Origin of the sequence: Micromonospora sp. NPDC006431 (assembly GCF_042870725.1) — a bacterium.
Taxonomy (GTDB): Bacteria; Actinomycetota; Actinomycetes; order Mycobacteriales; family Micromonosporaceae; genus Micromonospora.
In genome coordinates this window covers 1-17639 of sequence record NZ_JBIAHQ010000010.1, presented here as the reverse complement: position 1 = coordinate 17639, position 17639 = coordinate 1, and the positions used below count along the sequence as shown (strand labels likewise).

The 17639-nt window shown below is 69.9% G+C and carries 9 protein-coding genes and 1 riboswitch; of the genes, 7 read left to right on the top strand and 2 right to left on the bottom strand.

Translation table 11 applies throughout. From position 1 onward, the window contains the following. The first annotated feature begins 36 nt into the window (after positions 1-36). From ACFYM6_RS18415 to ACFYM6_RS18405, 3 genes are all read left to right on the top strand, one after another. Complete coding sequence (locus tag ACFYM6_RS18415) at positions 37-1032, top strand: glycoside hydrolase family 3 C-terminal domain-containing protein (RefSeq protein ID WP_387277342.1); 996 nt, start codon at positions 37-39, stop codon at positions 1030-1032. A gap of 141 nt (positions 1033-1173) precedes the next feature. Further along, positions 1174-1348: riboswitch (cyclic di-AMP (ydaO/yuaA leader) on the top strand. Then, the gene (locus ACFYM6_RS18410) at positions 1347-2000 is read left to right on the top strand and encodes a transglycosylase family protein (RefSeq protein ID WP_387276921.1); all 654 of its coding nucleotides are present in this window, start codon (positions 1347-1349) and stop codon (positions 1998-2000) included. (Overlaps the previous riboswitch by 2 nt.) Before the next feature lie 175 nt (positions 2001-2175). Beyond that, the gene (locus tag ACFYM6_RS18405) at positions 2176-2637 is read left to right on the top strand and encodes a YbaB/EbfC family nucleoid-associated protein (RefSeq protein ID WP_387276919.1); all 462 of its coding nucleotides are present in this window, start codon (positions 2176-2178) and stop codon (positions 2635-2637) included. Positions 2638-2777: 140 nt separating this feature from the next. On the opposite strand, the gene ACFYM6_RS18400 is transcribed toward ACFYM6_RS18405, so the two are convergent. After that, positions 2778-4817: a M4 family metallopeptidase gene (locus ACFYM6_RS18400; protein WP_387276917.1), complete on the bottom strand. Its 2040-nt coding sequence runs from the start codon at positions 4815-4817 to the stop codon at positions 2778-2780. A 1040-nt stretch (positions 4818-5857) separates the two neighbouring features. Here ACFYM6_RS18400 and ACFYM6_RS18395 point away from each other — a divergent pair. The 4 genes from ACFYM6_RS18395 (at position 5858) to ACFYM6_RS18380 (ending at position 16537) form a co-directional block, all read left to right on the top strand. Further along, positions 5858-10072, top strand: coding sequence for an OmpL47-type beta-barrel domain-containing protein (locus ACFYM6_RS18395; protein ID WP_387276915.1), 4215 nt, complete (start codon positions 5858-5860; stop codon positions 10070-10072). A 20-nt stretch (positions 10073-10092) separates the two neighbouring features. Next, positions 10093-11058: a sugar phosphate isomerase/epimerase family protein gene (locus tag ACFYM6_RS18390; RefSeq protein ID WP_387276913.1), complete on the top strand. Its 966-nt coding sequence runs from the start codon at positions 10093-10095 to the stop codon at positions 11056-11058. After that, entirely contained in the window at positions 11055-12284 is a 1230-nt protein-coding gene (locus tag ACFYM6_RS18385; protein WP_387276911.1) for a multicopper oxidase domain-containing protein, read from the top strand. Before ACFYM6_RS18390 ends, ACFYM6_RS18385 begins: the two co-directional genes overlap by 4 nt. 194 nt (positions 12285-12478) lie before the next feature. Then, positions 12479-16537: a ThuA domain-containing protein gene (locus ACFYM6_RS18380; protein ID WP_387276908.1), complete on the top strand. Its 4059-nt coding sequence runs from the start codon at positions 12479-12481 to the stop codon at positions 16535-16537. Between the two features lie 310 nt (positions 16538-16847). On the opposite strand, the gene ACFYM6_RS18375 is transcribed toward ACFYM6_RS18380, so the two are convergent. After that, complete coding sequence (locus ACFYM6_RS18375) at positions 16848-17135, bottom strand: hypothetical protein (RefSeq protein ID WP_387276906.1); 288 nt, start codon at positions 17133-17135, stop codon at positions 16848-16850. Positions 17136-17639 lie beyond the last annotated feature (504 nt).

Genomic DNA, 17639 nt, shown 5'->3' with positions numbered 1-17639 from the left:
GCCTCGCCCTCCTCCTCGTCGCGGTCACCGCCCTGGCTGCACAGCTACCAATACCTGATCACCACGGTCCTGAAGGGAGAGCTCGGCTTCTCCGGTTTCGTCGTCTCCGACTGGAACGGCATCGACCAGATCGACGGCAGCGTCGGCTTCACCGCCGCTGAGGTCAGCACCGCGGTCAACGCCGGGATCGACATGGTCATGGTGCCCACCGCGTGGAAGACCTTCCTCAGCAGGCTCCGGACCGAGGTGCAGAACGGGCACGTGCCGATGAGCCGGATCGACGACGCCAACCGGCGGATCCTCACCAAGAAGTTCGAGCTGGGCCTCTTCGAGCGGCCGTTCACCGACCGGAGTTGGACGCCGACCGTGGGCAGTGCCGCACACCGGGCGCTGGCCCGGCAGGCCGTCCGCGAGTCCCAGGTGCTGTTGAAGAACGACGCCGGAATCCTGCCGCTGACCCGTGACAACAACAAGATCTTCGTGGCGGGCAAGAACGCCGACAACATCGGCAACCAGAGCGGTGGCTGGACCATCTCCTGGCAGGGTTCCTCGGGCAACATCACTCCCGGCACCAGCATCCTCCAGGGCATCCGCGCCGCGGTCGGTCCGACCACGACGGTCACCTACAACCAGCGCGGCACCGGCATCAACAGCAGCTACCGCGCCGCCATCGCGGTGGTCGGCGAGACACCGTACGCCGAGGGTCAGGGCGACCGTACGGGTGCCATGGGCCTGGACCGGGAGGACCTGCGCACCATCGTGACCCTGCGCAACGCCGGCGTGCCCGTGATCGTGGTGCTGGTCTCCGGCCGGCCGCTGGACGTCGCCGGCGAGTTGCCGAACTGGACCGCGCTGCTCGCCTCCTGGCTGCCCGGCACCGAGGGCGTCGGCGTTGCCGACGTCCTCTTCGGCGGGTACGCGCCGACCGGCAAACTGCCGATGACCTGGATGAACTCCGTCGGCCAGCAGCCCATCAACGCCGGCGACGGGCAGGTTCCGCTCTTTCCGCAGGGCTTCGGCCTGACGTACTGAATGGCGCTTGTAGAGCACCTGTGGACGCCGCGCAACTCGTACGGTGTGGCCTTCGCTCGGCCGGGTGAAGAACTTCACAAGAAGTGGGCGATCATCCGAAACTATCCCTAACGTCGACTGCGTTCGCGATCGCGGACACCCGGGCCGGTAACGCCTAATCCCGCCGCCGGCCCGTCGGTACCTGGACCTCAGGCGGGAGCGGGGGACCCACATGTTCCTCGGTGCTCGACACCTCGGGGTGAAGCCGCCCATCCGGCGGCCGGGCTCCTCGGCCCGAACCCGACAGCTCACCTCGTCGGCGTGGAGGAACCCACATGGCAACTGAACATGTCGCACGTCATCGACGCACCACCCAGCGTCGCGTCGCCGTCGGGGCGCTCGTCGTCGGCGCCGCCACCGGCGCCGCCGCCATCCTCGGGCCGGCCGCGCCGGCCAGCGCATCCAGCGTGAACTGGGACGCCATCGCCCAGTGCGAGTCCGGCGGAAACTGGCACATCAACACCGGCAACGGCTACTACGGTGGCCTCCAGTTCTCGAAGAGCACCTGGAACGGCTACGGCGGCCAGAAGTACGCCAGCCGCGCCGACCTGGCCAGCCGCAGCGAGCAGATCGCCGTCGCCGAGAAGGTCCTCGACGGGCAGGGCATCGGTGCCTGGCCGGTCTGCGGCAAGAAGGGCGGCTCGACCAAGCCCTACTCCACCAAGGACTCCGGTGCCACGAAGTCGCACAAGAAGGTGACCAAGGATCGGTCGTCCCGCGGCGACCAGCCGGCGACCCGCAGCCACCGGCGTACCGCGCCGACGTCGGGCGGCGCGACCTACACGGTCCGGTCGGGTGACTCGCTGTCGCTGATCGCGACGGCGAACCACCTCGCCGGCGGCTGGCAGACGCTCTACGAGCGCAACAAGCGCGTGGTCGGCGACAACCCGGGCCTGATCTTCCCAGGCCAGCACCTCCGCCTGCGCTGACGCCCCTGGCAGGTGGGGCGCCCCACATTGCGCGCTGATGCACGGAAAGAGTGGCCATCCCCGCCCGGGACGGCCACTCTTTTTCGTGAACGAGGCCCCGGGTGCTCGCGGTGTCCCGGTCGGGGGCGGTTGCTATCGTCGCGGTGCTCCGGAAAGACGTGAAGAAGGCGCGGATATGACCAACGACTCGTTCTCCGCGGCCGCAAGCCTCGACGAGCTGCTCACCAGGACGCAGCAGGCGCTGTCGGCCATGCGCTCGCGGGCGGCCGAGCACCCCGACGGCGATCCGGGCGAGCTGCTCCGCGCCGAGGGCGCGGCGGCCGACGGCCGGGTCCGGGCCGTGGTGGTCCAGGGTGGCCGGCTGGAGTCCGTGACGGTGGACCCGGAGCTGGCCGGGGACGGGGTGGAGGCGGTCTGCGGGCACGTCGTGCTGGCCGTCAACGCCGCCCTGGCCGCCCTCGACGCCCAAGTCAGCGCCTCGGCCCGGGCCGACGTCGACGCTCTGGCCGCGCGGCTCGGCGGCATCGAGGAGCAGCCGGTACGGCAGATGGAGCTGTTCAGCCGGGCGGTGGACGACGTGATGGCCCGCCTCAGCCGCGGCCCTGACGCGGGGACGCGGGCGGGCCGCCCGAGCTGAGGCGGGCATCGCCCGCTGTCGGAGCAGGGCGGCTCAATCCCGGCACGGACGCGCCGGGGTGGGCGCAGCACCCCACGTACGGCTGAGCCGGCGGAGCGGCCGGCCGTCGGGAGGACGACGACCGGCCGCTCGGGGCGTGCTCAGGAGACGGTGACCGCCGTGTCGTCGATGACGAACGAGGTCTGCAGGGAACTGTCCTCCACCCCGGTGAACGAGATGGTGGCGGTGGTCCCGGCCAGCGACGAGACGTCGAAGGACCGCTGTACGTAGCCGGCGGCCTTGTTGAGGTTGGAGTAGGTGGCCAGAGTGGTGCTGCCCGCCTTCACGGTCAGCTTGTCGTAGGCGGTGGTGGTCGTCGACTCCGCGCTGTCGATGTGCAGCCAGAAGGTGAGGGTCGCCCGGCAGCCGGACGGGATCGTCACCGACTGCGACAGGGTGTCGGTGTGGGCGGTGCCGTAGCCGTCGAGCCATGCCTTCCACGAGCCGCCGTGTGCGGCCTGGCCGGTGGAGCTGGTGATGACCCCGGAGGAGGCGCTCCAGCTCACGTTGCCGGACTCGAAGCCGGGGTTGGCCAGCTTCTGGCCGGAGCAGGAGCCGGTCGGCGGCGGAGTGGTGGTGCCGGAGCAGGTCGGGTCGCCGGACTGCGCCGGTACGCTGACGGCGTCCCAGGCGGCCTTGACGGTGTTGAACTCGGTGCAGCCGGTGCTGCCGTAGAGGTTCTTCGCCGCCTGCAGGGTCCAGGTGCGGTACTTCAGGTACGACGACGACGTGGTCTTCATCAGCATCGCGTTGTACATGATCTTGATGGCTTTCTGGATGCCGAGGCCGGTGACCGAGCTGCCGTTGCAGGTCGGGCTGGACGGCTGGCCGTTGGTCGGGCTGCTGCCCATGGCCAGCAGGTAGAACCAGTGGTTGCCCGGACCGGCGGCGGCGTGCACCTCGGTGGACGGGATGCTGCTGGAGTAGCAGTTCGGGTCGCCGAGAGCCGACGGGTTGTACATGTTGCGGATCGGGCCGCTGCCCACCAGGTTGACCTTCTCGCCGACGAGGAAGTCCGGGGCGTCGTAGCTGGCGGGCTGGTTGGCGAACCACTCGGTGGCCGCGCCGAAGGTGTCGGCGACGAATTCCTGGGTGCCCGAGCCGGAGATGCCGCCCGGGGTGCGGTCGTCGATGCCGTGGCCGATCTCGTGGGCGACCACGTCCATCGAGCCGATCCACTGGCCTGCGGTGTTCTTGCCGATCTGCACCTGGGTGCCGTCGTAGTAGGCGTTCTGGTCGTTCAGGCCCACCCGGATCGGCCAGTAGCCACCGTTGCCGTCGGCGCCGTTACGGCCCAGCCACTGCGACAGCATCTTGTGCTCGGTCTGCGCGCCGTAGAGGGCGTCGACGCAGCCGGTCTCCTTGTTGGTGGCGGTGCCGTTGCCCCAGACGTCGTCCGAGCCGCTGAACGTCGTGTTGGTCGCGGAGTCCTGGCAACTCAGGTTCGTGACGGTCGGGTCCTTCATGGAGTACGTGCTGCCCGACAGCGTGGTGTTGAGGCTGAGCGGGCTGGGCCCGTTCCACGCGCCGGTGCCGCTGCCGCGCACGACGTGCTCCTGCGTACGCAGCACCTTGCCGGTCACCGCGTCGACGTCCACGGTGAGCCGGCTCGGGCCGTCCGCGACGGTGCCCCGGACGGTGGTCTCCCAGGCCAGCGTGGGGGCGCTGTCGAGGGTGTAGACGACCAGCTTGGTGCCCTCGACGGTGCTGACCGTCTTGAGCTGGGCGCGGGCTGTCTTCTCGGCCGTGGCCGAGGTGAGCTTCGGCGTGGTGGCGAGGTTGCCGATGGCCCGCTGCTGCGCGACGGAGGCGTACTTCAGGTTGCCGGCCGAGTCGGTGGCCAGCACGAAGTCGCCACCGGTCACCGGGAGGCCCTTGTAGGTGCGCTCGTAGGGCACGTACTGGGTGCCCTCGGAGCTGATGATCGACTGCTGCACGAACGCGTCGTCCGAGCTGGCGTGCAGGTAGCCGGGCCGGCTGGCGACCAGTGCGCGGGCCGAGTTCGCGGCGAGCGTACGGGCCTGGGCGGCGTCGGGAGCGGGACTGGGCGGCGCGGCCTGTACGGCCGCGGCGGTGCCGGCGGCGATCAGGCCGGCCGCGGCCGCGCCGGAGAGCGCGGCGAGGCGGGGTGAGAGCTTCAAGGGGGTTAGCTCCTGTTCCGAGGCGCGCAGCATGGAGCCCGGTGGGGACACGCGTGCGCGGGGTAGCGATGAGGCGGAACGACGGTCGGTCCCGGAGCTGCCGGCGTGGCTCCGGTTCGACGGATCGACCGTCCGAGCCGCCGTGGATCGGCGACTCGCTGGAGCACGATCACACGGCCGTGGACACAGATCAATGGGTGACCGCGGCAACCGGATCGGTCGATCACCGCGCCGGTCCCGGAAATCAGGAAGCATCACCTTCTATAGCCCCTGATCAGGGCGAACACCCTCCGGAGTGGGCGGGGCTCGCCCGACTGGCGGGGATTGCCGCTCCATGCGGATGGCGCACGTTCACCCGTCGGTCGACCCGGCGATCGAGCCCCGCCGGAACCCGGCCCGCCCGGTGCGCCGTCAGCGCCTCCGGCGCCGTGCGGTGAGACCCCTGGGAGGGTTGCGGTAGGAATCTGCCGACCACTTTCGTCTGCCGTGAAGAAAAGTAGTCCGTGAGCGGACGAAAGCTATGGACAGCCTGAGAGGAAGTTAGTACTGTCGGGCACCATCAATATGTTTCGTCGAGATGAACTACCGGCACAGTAGTTCTCGACCGTGGCCTTCAGGCGGCGCAACCCGTCGGAGGGTCATGACCGGCCAGCGACGGCCACCCCGGGTCAACGCCGCACCACGGCGACCTGGCGCAGGCATGCGCCAAGGATCGACCGACGTCCGTCCGTACCCGACACGACCAGATCAGCTCCGACGCGCGACCCTGCCCGGCGCCGCGTGCGAACCGGCTCGCCGCTGACACCGGGATCAACCAACCATCCACATCGGACGACCGTGGCCGCCGGCCACGGCCGGGGATCCCGCGCGGCCAGGGAGGGGCCGACGGGCTGCGAGCACCCGAAGAAGCACCTCAGACGACACCTGACACCGACGGGCCGACGCACGTTCCGCCCGGTTGTTCCCGGACCGTGAAAGAGGCATCAATGAACCCATCCGCACCGCGGGATCGGCTCTCTGCGAGCCGGCTCCGGAGATCGGTGGCGGTCATCGCGGCGATGTTGTTGCTGCTGACCGCCGCCCTGACCGGCTCCCCGGCGAACGCGCGTCCGACCGACACCGAGCGGTCGGCGACGGCCGGGCCTCGATCCTCGTCGCAACTGCAGGCCCAGGTCCTGACCTGGACCGCCGGCGACAACTTCCTGTCGTACCTGTCGGCGCCGACCACCGCCACGGCCGGGCCGGCCACCCTGGTCTTCGAAAACAGCCGGGCTACCGGCAACACCACCGGAATGCAGCACACCCTCACGTTCGAAACGGGCGACCCGAGGTACAACAGCGACGTCGACGTCAACATCCTGGCGGATCCGACGGACAGCAACGGGGGCCGGTGGACCGTCGACGTGGTGCTCTCGCCCGGCACCTACCGGTACTTCTGCGCCATCCCAGGCCACGGCGGAATGACCGGCCTGCTGGTGGTCACCGGCGGCGGATCGGACACCACGCCGCCCACGGTCAGCGCCACAGTGACCGGGGAGAAGGACCCCAGTGGGGCGTACGTGGGCAGCGCGACGGTGACCCTGTCGGCGACCGACAGCGGCTCCGGCGTGGACCGGGTCGAGTACTCCCTGGACGGCGGGGCGTACGGCACCTACTCGGCGCCGGTGACGGTGAACCAGCTGGGTCAGCACACGGTGAGTTACCGGGCCACTGACAAGGCGGGTAACACCTCGTCGCCGCAGTCGGTGTCGTTCCGGGTCGTCGAACCGCCGCCGACGGACACCACGCCGCCCATCGTGACGGCGGCGGTGACCGGCCAGCGGGACGGCAACGGCGCGTACGTGGGCAGTGCCACGGTGACCCTGTCCGCCACGGACACCGAGTCGGGGGTGGACCGGGTCGAGTACTCCCTCGACGGTGGTGCCTACGCCAGGTACTCCGCGCCGGTCACGGTCAACCAGGTGGGTCAGCACACGGTGACCTATCGGGCCACTGACAAGGCGGGCAACACCTCGTCGCCGCAGTCGGTGGCGTTCACGGTGGTCGAGACGCCTCCGGCGGACACCACTCCGCCGACGGTGACGGCGGCGGTGACGGGGGAGAAGGACGCCAACGGTGCGTACATCGGCGGCGCCACGGTGACGCTTTCCGCCACCGACAGTCAGTCGGGTGTGGATCGGGTGGAGTTCTCCCTCGACGGGCAGCCGTACGCCATCTATTCGGCGCCGGTGGCGGTGAACCAGCCGGGTCAGCACACGGTGAGCTACCGGGCTACTGACAAGGCCGGCAACACGTCGACGCCGCAGTCGGTGTCGTTCCGGGTCGTGGAAACGCCGCCAGCGGACACCACGCCGCCCACGGTGACGGCCGCGGTGACCGGCCAGCGGGACGCCAACGGCGCGTACGTGGGCAGCGCGACGGTGACCCTGTCCGCCACGGACACCGAATCGGGTGTCGACCGGGTCGAGTACTCCCTCGACGGCGGCGCCTACACCGCGTATTCGGCGCCGGTGACGGTGAATCACCCGGGTCAGCACACGGTGACCTATCGGGCCACTGACAAGGCGGGCAACACGTCGTCGCCGCAGTCTGTGGCGTTCACGGTGGTCGAGACGCCTCCGGCGGACACCACTCCGCCGACGGTGACGGCGGCCGTGACGGGGGAGAAGGACCCCACCGGGGCATACGTGGGCAGCGCGACTGTGACGCTCTCCGCCACCGACACTCAGTCGGGTGTGGATCGGGTGGAGTTCTCCCTCGACGGGCAGCCCTACGCCATCTATTCGGCGCCGGTGGCGGTGAACCAGCCGGGTCAGCACACGGTGAGCTACCGGGCCACTGACAAGGCGGGCAACACGTCGTCGCCGCAGTCGGTGTCGTTCCGGGTGGTGGAAACGCCGCCGACGGACACCACGCCGCCGACGGTGACGGCCGCGGTGACCGGCCAGCGGGACGCCAACGGCGCCTACGTGGGCAGTGCCACCGTGACGCTCTCCGCCACCGACACGGAGTCGGGTGTCGACCGGGTCGAGTACTCCCTCGACGGCGGTGCCTACGCCAGGTACTCCGCGCCGGTCACGGTCAACCAGGTGGGCCAGCACACGGTGAGTTACCGGGCCACTGACAAGGCGGGTAACACGTCGTCGCCGCAGTCTGTGGCGTTCACGGTCGTGGAGACGCCTCCGGCGGACACCACCCCGCCGACGGTGACAGCGGCGGTGACGGGGGAGAAGGACGCCAACGGTGCGTACATCGGCGGCGCCACGGTGACCCTCTCCGCCACTGACACTCAGTCGGGCGTGGATCGGGTGGAGTTCTCCCTCGACGGGCAGCCCTACGCCATCTACTCGGCGCCGGTGGCGGTGAACCAGCCAGGTCAGCACACGGTGAGCTACCGGGGCACCGACAAGGCCGGCAACACCTCGACGCCGCAGTCGGTGTCGTTCCGGGTGGTCGAGCCGACGCCGACGGACACCACGCCGCCCACGGTGACGGCCGCGGTGACCGGCCAGCGGGACGCCAACGGCGCCTACGTGGGCAGTGCCACCGTGACGCTCTCCGCCACCGACACCCAGTCGGGTGTCGACCGGGTCGAGTACTCCCTCGACGGCGGCGCCTACACCGCGTACTCGGCGCCGGTGACGGTGAACCGGCCGGGCCAGCACACGGTCAGCTACCGGGCCACTGACAAGGCCGGCAACACGTCGTCGCCGCAGTCTGTGGCGTTCACGGTGGTCGAGACGCCTCCGGCCGACACCACGCCGCCCACCGTGACGGCCGCAGTGACCGGCCAGCGGGACGCCAACGGCGCGTACGTCGGCGGTGCCACCGTCACCCTCACCGCCACCGACACCCAGTCGGGCGTGGACCGGGTCGAGTTCTCCCTCGACGGGCAGCCGTACGCCGCCTACTCCGCCCCGGTCACGGTCAACCAGGTGGGGCAGCACACGGTGAGCTACCGGGCCACTGACAAGGCCGGCAACACGTCGTCGCCGCAGTCGGTGTCGTTCACGGTGGTCGACCCGCCGGCCCCGGACACCACCCCGCCGACCGTCACCGCCGCCGTCTCCGGGCAGCTCGACGACAACGGGGCGTACGTGGGTAGCGCCACGGTGATCATCTCCGCGAGCGACAGCGGTTCGGGCGTGGACCGGGTCGAGTACTCCCTCGACGGCGGCGCGTACGCCAGGTACTCGGCGCCGGTGACGGTGAACCGGCCGGGCCAGCACACGGTCAGCTACCGGGCCACTGACAAGGCCGGCAACACCTCCGGCACCGCCTCGGTCACCTTCACGGTGGTCGCCAGCGGGCCGCAGCCGGAGTGCGTGAAGGACACCCGACCCACCGTCTGGCTCGGCACCGTCGACAGCGGCGTGCCCAACCGGGTGGTCGCGGGCGACTGCACCATCAACAACGTCATCGAGGACGAGCGCTCCTGGCCGAACCACGGCCAGTTCGTCTCCTACGTGAACTCGGTCGCCGAGCACCTGCACCACCTCGGCGTCATCAGCCACCAGGAGCACGGCAAACTGGCCAGCGCCGCCGGCCGCTCCGGCGTCGGCAAGCCGGACACGAAGAACGGCTACCAGCCGATCCTCGACGACAACGCCGGGTCCTTCGGCAAGTGGCAGCAGGTCGGTGCGGGCGGCTTCACCCGCAACGCCGACGGGTCCATCACCAGCAAGCCGGTGCCCGGGCTCGGCATGCTCTGGTACCCGGTCGCCCAGTACGGCGACTTCTCGCTGAAGTTCCAGTGGCGCGATGACGCGCCGGGCGACGGCCGGGCCAACAGCGGCGTCTTCGTCCGCTTCCCGGACGTGCGCCGCCACCCGGCGGAGTCCCGGCCCGAGTGGGTCGCCATCAAGTACGGCCACGAGCTGCAGATCCTCGACCGGACCGACGGTGACCAGTACAAGAGCGGCTCGGTGTACGGCTTCGACCGGGTCGACCTGGCCGGCGCGGGGGTCACCCCCAAGGGCACCTGGAACGACTACGAGATCCGGGTGGTCGGCCAGCACTACTCCGTGTTCCGCAACGGAAAGCTGATCAACGAGTACGTCAATCGGCCCGACGCCGTGTTCAGCCCGCCCCGAGCGGACGACCCGGGCGGCGCCGGCCGGCAGCACGCCACCGGCTACGTCGGGCTGCAGAACCACGGGACGAACGACGTCATCAGCTTCCGCAACGTCCGGATCGCCCCACTGAGCCCGTGCTGCCCGGGCGGTCCGGCGGGCGGCCCGAACTCCTGCTGCTGAGCGAACGGAAGGGAACCACCATGGCAAGAGAAAGAATCGACAGACGTACCCTGCTGCGGGGCCTCGCCGGCTCCACGGTGGCGGTCAGCGCGGCCAGCCTCGCCGGCGCCCTGCCGGCCGGGGCCGACCAGGGGGGCCAGGGCAAGCTCATCCCGCAAGGGCACCTGGGCATCCAGCTCTACAGCGTCCGCGACAAGATCGCCCAGGTCGGCTTCGCCGCCGTCTTCGAGGAGCTGTCCCGCATCGGCTACCGGGAGGTGGAGTTCGCCGGCTACACCCAGGGCTCGGTGGGCGCCATCACCCCGGAGCAGATCCGGCAGCTGCTCGACGACAACGGGCTGAAGGCGGCCGGCAGCCACCGCGGGCTGCGAGACTTCCGCACCAACCTGGAGTGGGAGCTGGACGTCGCTGAGATCCTCGGCATGCCGGCGATCGGCACGGCGGAGGCGCCCACCGGCAACCGGACCATCGCCGGCTACCAGGCCGCCGCCGCCGAGTTCAACGCCTGGGGCGAGGCTGCCGCGGCCCGCGGCATCAAGCTCTACCAGCACAACCACACCATCGAGTTCAGCTTCGCGACGGACCGACCCGACGTGCGGCTGTACGACCTCTTCCTGGACCTGACCGACCCCCGGTACGTGTTCCTGGAGATGGACATCCTGTGGGCGTACGGCGGGGCACGGAAATACCCGGGCTTCCGCCCGGTCGACTACGTCAACGCCCACCCGCACCGGTTCCCGCTGTTCCACGTCAAGGACGGCGTGCCGCTGGCCAACCCGCAGCAGGGCAACTCCTACCTGGACGTGGAGTTCGGGGCTGGGGTCATCCCGTTCCACGAGTTCTTCGGCGAGCTCAAGGGCCGGGGCCGCTTCGAGTTCCTGTGGGAGCAGGACACCGCGCCGAGCGCGCAGCCGAACCCGCCAGGGTCGCTGGGCGCCGCCGAGCGTAGCTACCAGCGCCTGGTCGAGCTGCGGGGTGCCCGATGAGCGCCTGGCGGCTGGTCGAGGACGGCAACCCGGCACCCGAGCCGGAGCCGGCCGTCGATCCGACGAGCGAGGCCACCGGGCCGCTGGGCGGCCGGACCGAGCGCCCGCGTAGCGGGGCCCGGCGGATGCTGGTGGTCGCGGCCGTCGTACTGCTCACCCTCGTCGGCGCCGGCGGGCTGGCCGCGGCCGGCACCGGGATGTTCGCCGAGAAGCCGGACGGCTGCGGCAAGCCCGACCGCAGCATCCAGCTGTACGCGGTGGAGCTGCCCAAGGACGGCACGCAGATCCGGCTCGGCTACGGCCTCACCCCGCAGACGGCCTCCTACCCGGGCCCGCTCATGGAGATGATGGAGGGGGAGTGCCTTGCCATCACCCTGCACAACCAGGTGTCTGCCGAGACCCTGGCGGCGTTGCGCACCGACCCGGCCCACCCGCTGGGCGTCTCGCTGCACGTGCACGGGGTCAAGTACACCCAGCAGTCCGACGGCACGGTGCAGAGCGGGTCGTACGTCCCGCCGGGTGAATCGCGCACCTACACCTGGTACGCCCAGCCGCGCAACAACCGGACCGGGGCGCAGGGCACGGCCGGCTACTGGTGGTACCACGACCACGTGGTGGGCGGCCCGCACGGCACCCAGGGGCTCTCGTCCGGTCTCTTCGGCGGCCTGGTCGTCCGGCGTCCCGGCGACCCGAAGCCGGACCGGACCTACACGGTGGTCTTCGGTGACCGGCAGAGCATCAACCTACGTCGCGGCGCCGCCACGGACACCTGCACCGAGGTGAACCCGCAGCCGGGCCCGAGCTGCCTGGTCGCCCGCAAGGGCGAGCGGGTGGAGTTCGTCGTGGTCGGCATCGGCAACGACATGCACACCTTCCACCTGCACGGGCACTCCTGGGCGGACACCCGCACCGGGGTGATCAGCAACAACGGGCAGCCGTTCGTCGACTCCATACCGATCATCGACAACAAGACGCTCGGCCCCGGTGACTCCTTCGGCGTCCAGGTGGTGGCCGGCGACTCGGTCGGACCGGGGCACTGGATGCTGCACTGCCACATGCAGTTCCACTCCGACGCCGGCATGTCGACGATGCTGCACGTCCTCGACGAGAACGGGAACATGCCGCCCGGCATGGGCCACCAGCACGGCGCGGCCGGCGCCACCGGCACCACTGGCGCTGCCGGCGCCGCCGCGGCGCCCGCCGACGGTCAGCACCAGCACAAGTGACGGGTCGGGGGCTGCTGACCGCCGTCGGTCGGCCAGCAGCCCCCGGACCGGCACCACCACCAGCGACCCGCCGCACCGGCCGCCCGATCCCGGTGGCGCCGGCGGTCGCGCACCCAGTGCTCCGGTGAGCGCCTCACCTCACCGGCAGATGGACGACCCGGAAGAACCTGTACCTCAAACCAGGAGGAGTCGAGATGGCCGACAGACGCCATTTCCGGTTCTCCCGATGGGTCGGACGCTCCCGCGCCGACTCGACGGGATCCACCACCACACCTACACCATTCACCCCGGCTGCAGCACGTCGCACCCGCGGGCGCCGGATCGGCGCCCTGGCGTCGAGCGCCGCCCTGGCGCTCGGTGTGCTGGCCCTGCCCGCCCAGGCGGTCACCCCCGCGGCGGCCGCCGCCGAGGCCGCCGCGGCGGTCAAGGTGCTGGTCTTCCACGGCCCGGTGGACAAGCAGGACGACCCGGTCGCCCGGGCCACCGCCACCATCCGCGAGCTGGGCGAGCAGCAGGGCTTCAGCGTCGACGACTCCGCCGACCCGGCGGTGTTCACCTTCGGCAACCTGGCCCGCTACCGTGCGGTGGTCTTCCTCTCCGCCAACGGCGTCACCCTCAACGAGGCCCAGGAGGCCGCCTTCCAGGCGTACGTGAAGGGTGGCGGCGGTTTCGTCGGCGTCCACGACGCGGCGCGCGCCCAGCCGGAGTCCTCCTGGTTCACCGGCCTGATCGGCACCCGCCCGGCCGCCAGCCTGCCGAACGCCGAGAAGCCGGTCTCGGCCACGGCGAGCGCGGAGAACCCGCCGAACGAGACCGCCGCGAAGGCCATCGACGGGTCGACCGGCACCAAGTGGCTGACGTTCAACCCAACCGGCTGGCTGGCGGCGAAGCTGGCCAAGCCGGTGGTGGTGAGCCGGTACGCGCTCACCTCGGCCAACGACTTCCCCGGCCGCGACCCGAAGAACTGGACCCTGCAGGGCTCGAACGACGGCTCCACCTGGACCGACCTGGACAGCCGTAGCAACGAGACGTTCCCGCAGCGGTTCCAGACCAAGCAGTACAGCTTCACCAACACGACGGCCTACCAGCACTACCGGCTGAACGTCACGGCGAACAGCGGCGAGCCGCTGGTGCAGCTGGCCGAGCTGTGGCTGATCGGGCCGGACGCCGGGCCTGCCCCGGACAGCACGGTGCAGAAGGCCACCATCGACCTCACCGACCGGCAGCACCCGGCCAACAAGGACCTGCCGCTGACCTGGACCCGCTCCGACCAGTGGATCAACTGGGACCCCAGCCCGATCGGCAAGGTCCACACCATCGCCCAGGTCGAGGAGGGCACCTACAACCCGGGCCTGAGCGGTAACGGCGCCTTCCACCCGATCTCCTGGTGTCAGGACTACGAGGGTGGCCGGTCGTTCTACACCGGCATGGGCCGGACCGAGGCGAGCTGGACCAGCGACAAGCAGTTCCAGGGCCACCTGGCCGGGGCCATCAAGTGGTCGGCGGGCTTGGTCCGCGGCGACTGCCAGGCCACCATCGCCTCGAACTACCGGATCGAGCGGCTCACCACCACCAACCAGTCGGGGCAGCTCGACCAGATCGGTGAGCCGCACGGCCTCACCATCGCCCCCGACGGCAAGGTCTTCTACATCGGCAAGGCCGCCTGCCCGAGCGGGCCGATCGTGAACTGGGACGACCCCAAGGTCGGCCTGGGCTGCGGCACCATCCACCAGTGGGACCCGAAGACCAAGCAGGTCAAGCTGCTGACCACCCTCGCCGTGATGGGCAACCGGGGCAGCGGCAGCGAGCTGGTGAAGAACGAGGAGGGCCTGGTCGGCATCACCCTGGACCCGAAGTTCGCCGAGAACGGCTGGGTCTACGTCTACTGGATGCCGCACGAGTCCATCGACCGGGACAAGCGGATCGGCAAGCGGACCGTCTCCCGGTTCACCTACGACGCCGCGCAGCAGACGCTCGACCAGAGCACCCGCAAGGACCTGCTCAGCTGGGACACCCAGATTCACAGCTGCTGCCACGCCGGTGGCGGGATGACGTTCGACGAGAGCGGCAACCTCTACATCGGCTCCGGTGACAGCAACTCCTCCGGCGGTTCCAGCGGCTACTCGGGCAACAACTGGACCCAGGACTACAAGGGCACCTCGTTCCAGGACGCCCGGCGTACCTCGGGCAACACCAACGACCTCAACGGCAAGATCATCCGGATCCACCCGGAGTCGGACGGCACCTACACCATCCCGGCCGGGAACCTGTTCACCGGCAAGGAGGAGGGCGGCGGCAAGACCCGCCCGGAGATCTACGTGATGGGCGTGCGCAACATCGCCCGGATCGCCTGGGACCCGGTCAACCACTGGCTGACCGCGGCCTGGGTCGGCCCGGACGCCGGCGCCCCGGACCCGCAGCTCGGCCCGGCGAAGTACGAGACCGCCACGATCATCACCTCGGCGGGCAACCAGGGCTGGCCGTACTGCATGGGTAACCGGCAGCCCTACCGGGACCGCAGCAACACCGACGCCAACGTGCTGACCGGCTGGTACGACTGCGACAACCTGAAGAACGAGTCGCCGCGCAACACCGGCCTGGTCAACATCCCGCCCGCCCGGGACAACATGATCTGGTACTCGCCGCAGGGCGGTGGCCCGGTCTACCCGAAGCGGACCGACGGCAGCGGGCTGCCCTCGTACGTGGTGGGCGAGGAGACCTTCACCCAGCCGTACCTCAAGGGCGGCGGTCAGGCCATCATGGACGGCCCGACCTACCACCGGTCGAAGGTCGACACCAACAGCGGCGTCGCCTGGCCGGCGTACTGGGACAACAAGTGGTTCATCGGTGACGAGTCCAACGCCAACAACCGGATCGCCGTCACCGTCGACCCGGCCAAGGTCGCCAACGCCGGCCCGCCGGCGTTCGCCGAGGACCTGCGTCAGATCATCCGCTCCGGCAGCGGCGGCACCCAGCTTCAGTCCTGGATGGACGCCAAGTTCGGCCCGGACGGGGCGCTGTACATGCTCGACTACGCCGGAGGCTTCTTCAGCCTCCACTCCAACCAGAAGCTGATCCGGATCGTGTACACCGGTGGCGAGGCGACGCCGCGGCCGAGCGACGCCGCGTGGCGGGCGGTCACGCCGAGCCAGCCGAAGACGATCGCGTTCTCGTCGGCCCGGGCCGGCGGCGTGGCGTGGGAGTGGAACTTCGGTGACGGCAGCGCGCCGTCGCGGGAGGCCAACCCGACCCACACCTACGCGGGCTACGGCACCTACGAGGCCACCCTCAAGGTGACGTACGCCGACGGCCAGGTGTCCACCGCGAAGATCACCGTCACCACGGGCTGCCCCGCGCCGGACACCCGCAAGACGGTACAGCTGCTGGACACCGACACCGGCGTGGCCAACCACGTGGTCGGCGGCGGCTGCACGATCAACGACCTGATCGACGACGAGCGGAACTGGACGAACCACGGCCAGTTCGTCAGCCACGTCGCCGACGTGGTCAACGACCTGCGGGCCGGCGGCATCGTGGACAACAAGGAGGCGCAGAAGCTGCAGACCTCCGCGGCCCAGTCGAAGATCGGCAAGGTAGCCGGGTACCGCTCGATCTTCGACGGCACCGCGGCGTCGCTCGCCGACTGGCGGCAGGCGCCCGGCGGGTCGTTCACCCTCCAGCGAGACGGGACCATCCGCAGCTCGGGTGGGCTCGGCATGCTCTGGTATGCCAAGGACGAGTTCGCCGACTTCTCGCTGCGGCTGAAGTTCCGGGACGTGTCCGCCGGCACCACGTACGCCAACAGCGGCGTCTTTACCCGCTTCCCGGACCCGCGGATCCCGCTGGACCAGCGGCCGGCCGACAGTTGCGGCACGGTCGGCTCGGCCCGGAGCTCCCAGGCCTGGGTGGCGATCTACTGCGGCCACGAGATCCAGATCTACGACGGGCCGACCGGCGAGGTGCAGAAGACCGGGTCGATCTACAACTTCGACCCGCAGGGGCTGGACAAGGCCGGGGCGACCCCGAAGGGCCAGTGGAACGACTACGAGGTCCGGGTGGTCGGGCAGCACTACACGATCATCCGGAACGGCGTGGTGATCAACGAGTTCGACAACACGCCCGGCAAGGCGTCGTCCCGTGCGGGTGACCCGCCGACCGACCTGCGGCAGTTCCTCAGCGGGTTCGTCGGGTTGCAGAACCACGGTACGAACGACCTGATCGAGTTCCGCGACGTGCGGGTCCGCTCGCTGTAATCCGGCTGGCGCCGGGCACGGGATCCTTCCGTGCCCGGCGCCCTCGCCACGCGACTCTTCATGGATTCTTTGTCGATGTCGGCGCTGGCGGGCACCATGCGTCTCAGCGGACTTGAGCAAGCAGGAGATCCTCCGCTGCCTCAAGCGCTACATCGTCCGCGAGGTCTACACCGCCCTATGCGCCGACTCATCGCCCTCACCCCTTGACCTCCATCGCCAGCGCGCTAACCCTCCCCATACACTTGAGGGCAGTCCCGTTTCGCGTTCCGGAGAAACTGCTGGTACCTCTCAAACCGCTCGAACGCTGGCCTCAAAGCTTCCCGGTGTATTCGGTGAGAGTGAACCGGCGGTGGTCGTCGGTGGGGTGGACGGTGACGGCGACGGTGCTTCCGTCTTCGAAGCGCAGCGTGAAGACGGGGTCTTGGTCGCAGAGGAACGCGAAGCCGTCGCGGTCCTCGTCGGTGTCGCTGGTCAGGCGGCCGTGGGCGTCCCAGCCGGCGTCGCTGGCGGTGATCACGACGGCCACGTCGACACTGCCGAGAAGGGTCGAGGTGTTGGCCCACCAGTCCAGCCAGCAACGGCCCTCGAAGCGGTCCATGCCGTCACCTCTTTGAAGATCAAACCCGGCCGGAAGATGGTCGGTTTTGCGCGGTCGGTGGGCTTTGATGCTGCGGACCGGTTGGTCGTTGGTCCGCCAGAATGTGTGGGGGCCATCGTCGCAAGCGTCGGCAGGTTCCGCCCTGGTCGGGCCGCCGATCGGGCCCGATTGATGAGTTTCCTCGCTACCGTGGGTGTAAGGGGTTCAAATCCCCTCAGCTCCACTGGTAGCGCCGTTCGGCAGTCGAAGCGCCGCCGGCACGGGAGGTCAAGCTGTGCAGCAGTGAAGCACAGCAACCGACGACACCAAGCGGAACCACACTGGCCACCATCAGGCCGTCGACCAGCGGGGCAGCGCCGAACGCGACCGCGTTGCCGATCTCGGGGGATCAGGGGTCGACGAGGACTAGCTTGATCTTTAACCTGTTGGGCGGCGGCATCGACCCCGGCTGATCATGAGGACAGCCCTTGATCGATCATTCCTCTTGTCTAGGGAAGAAGATCG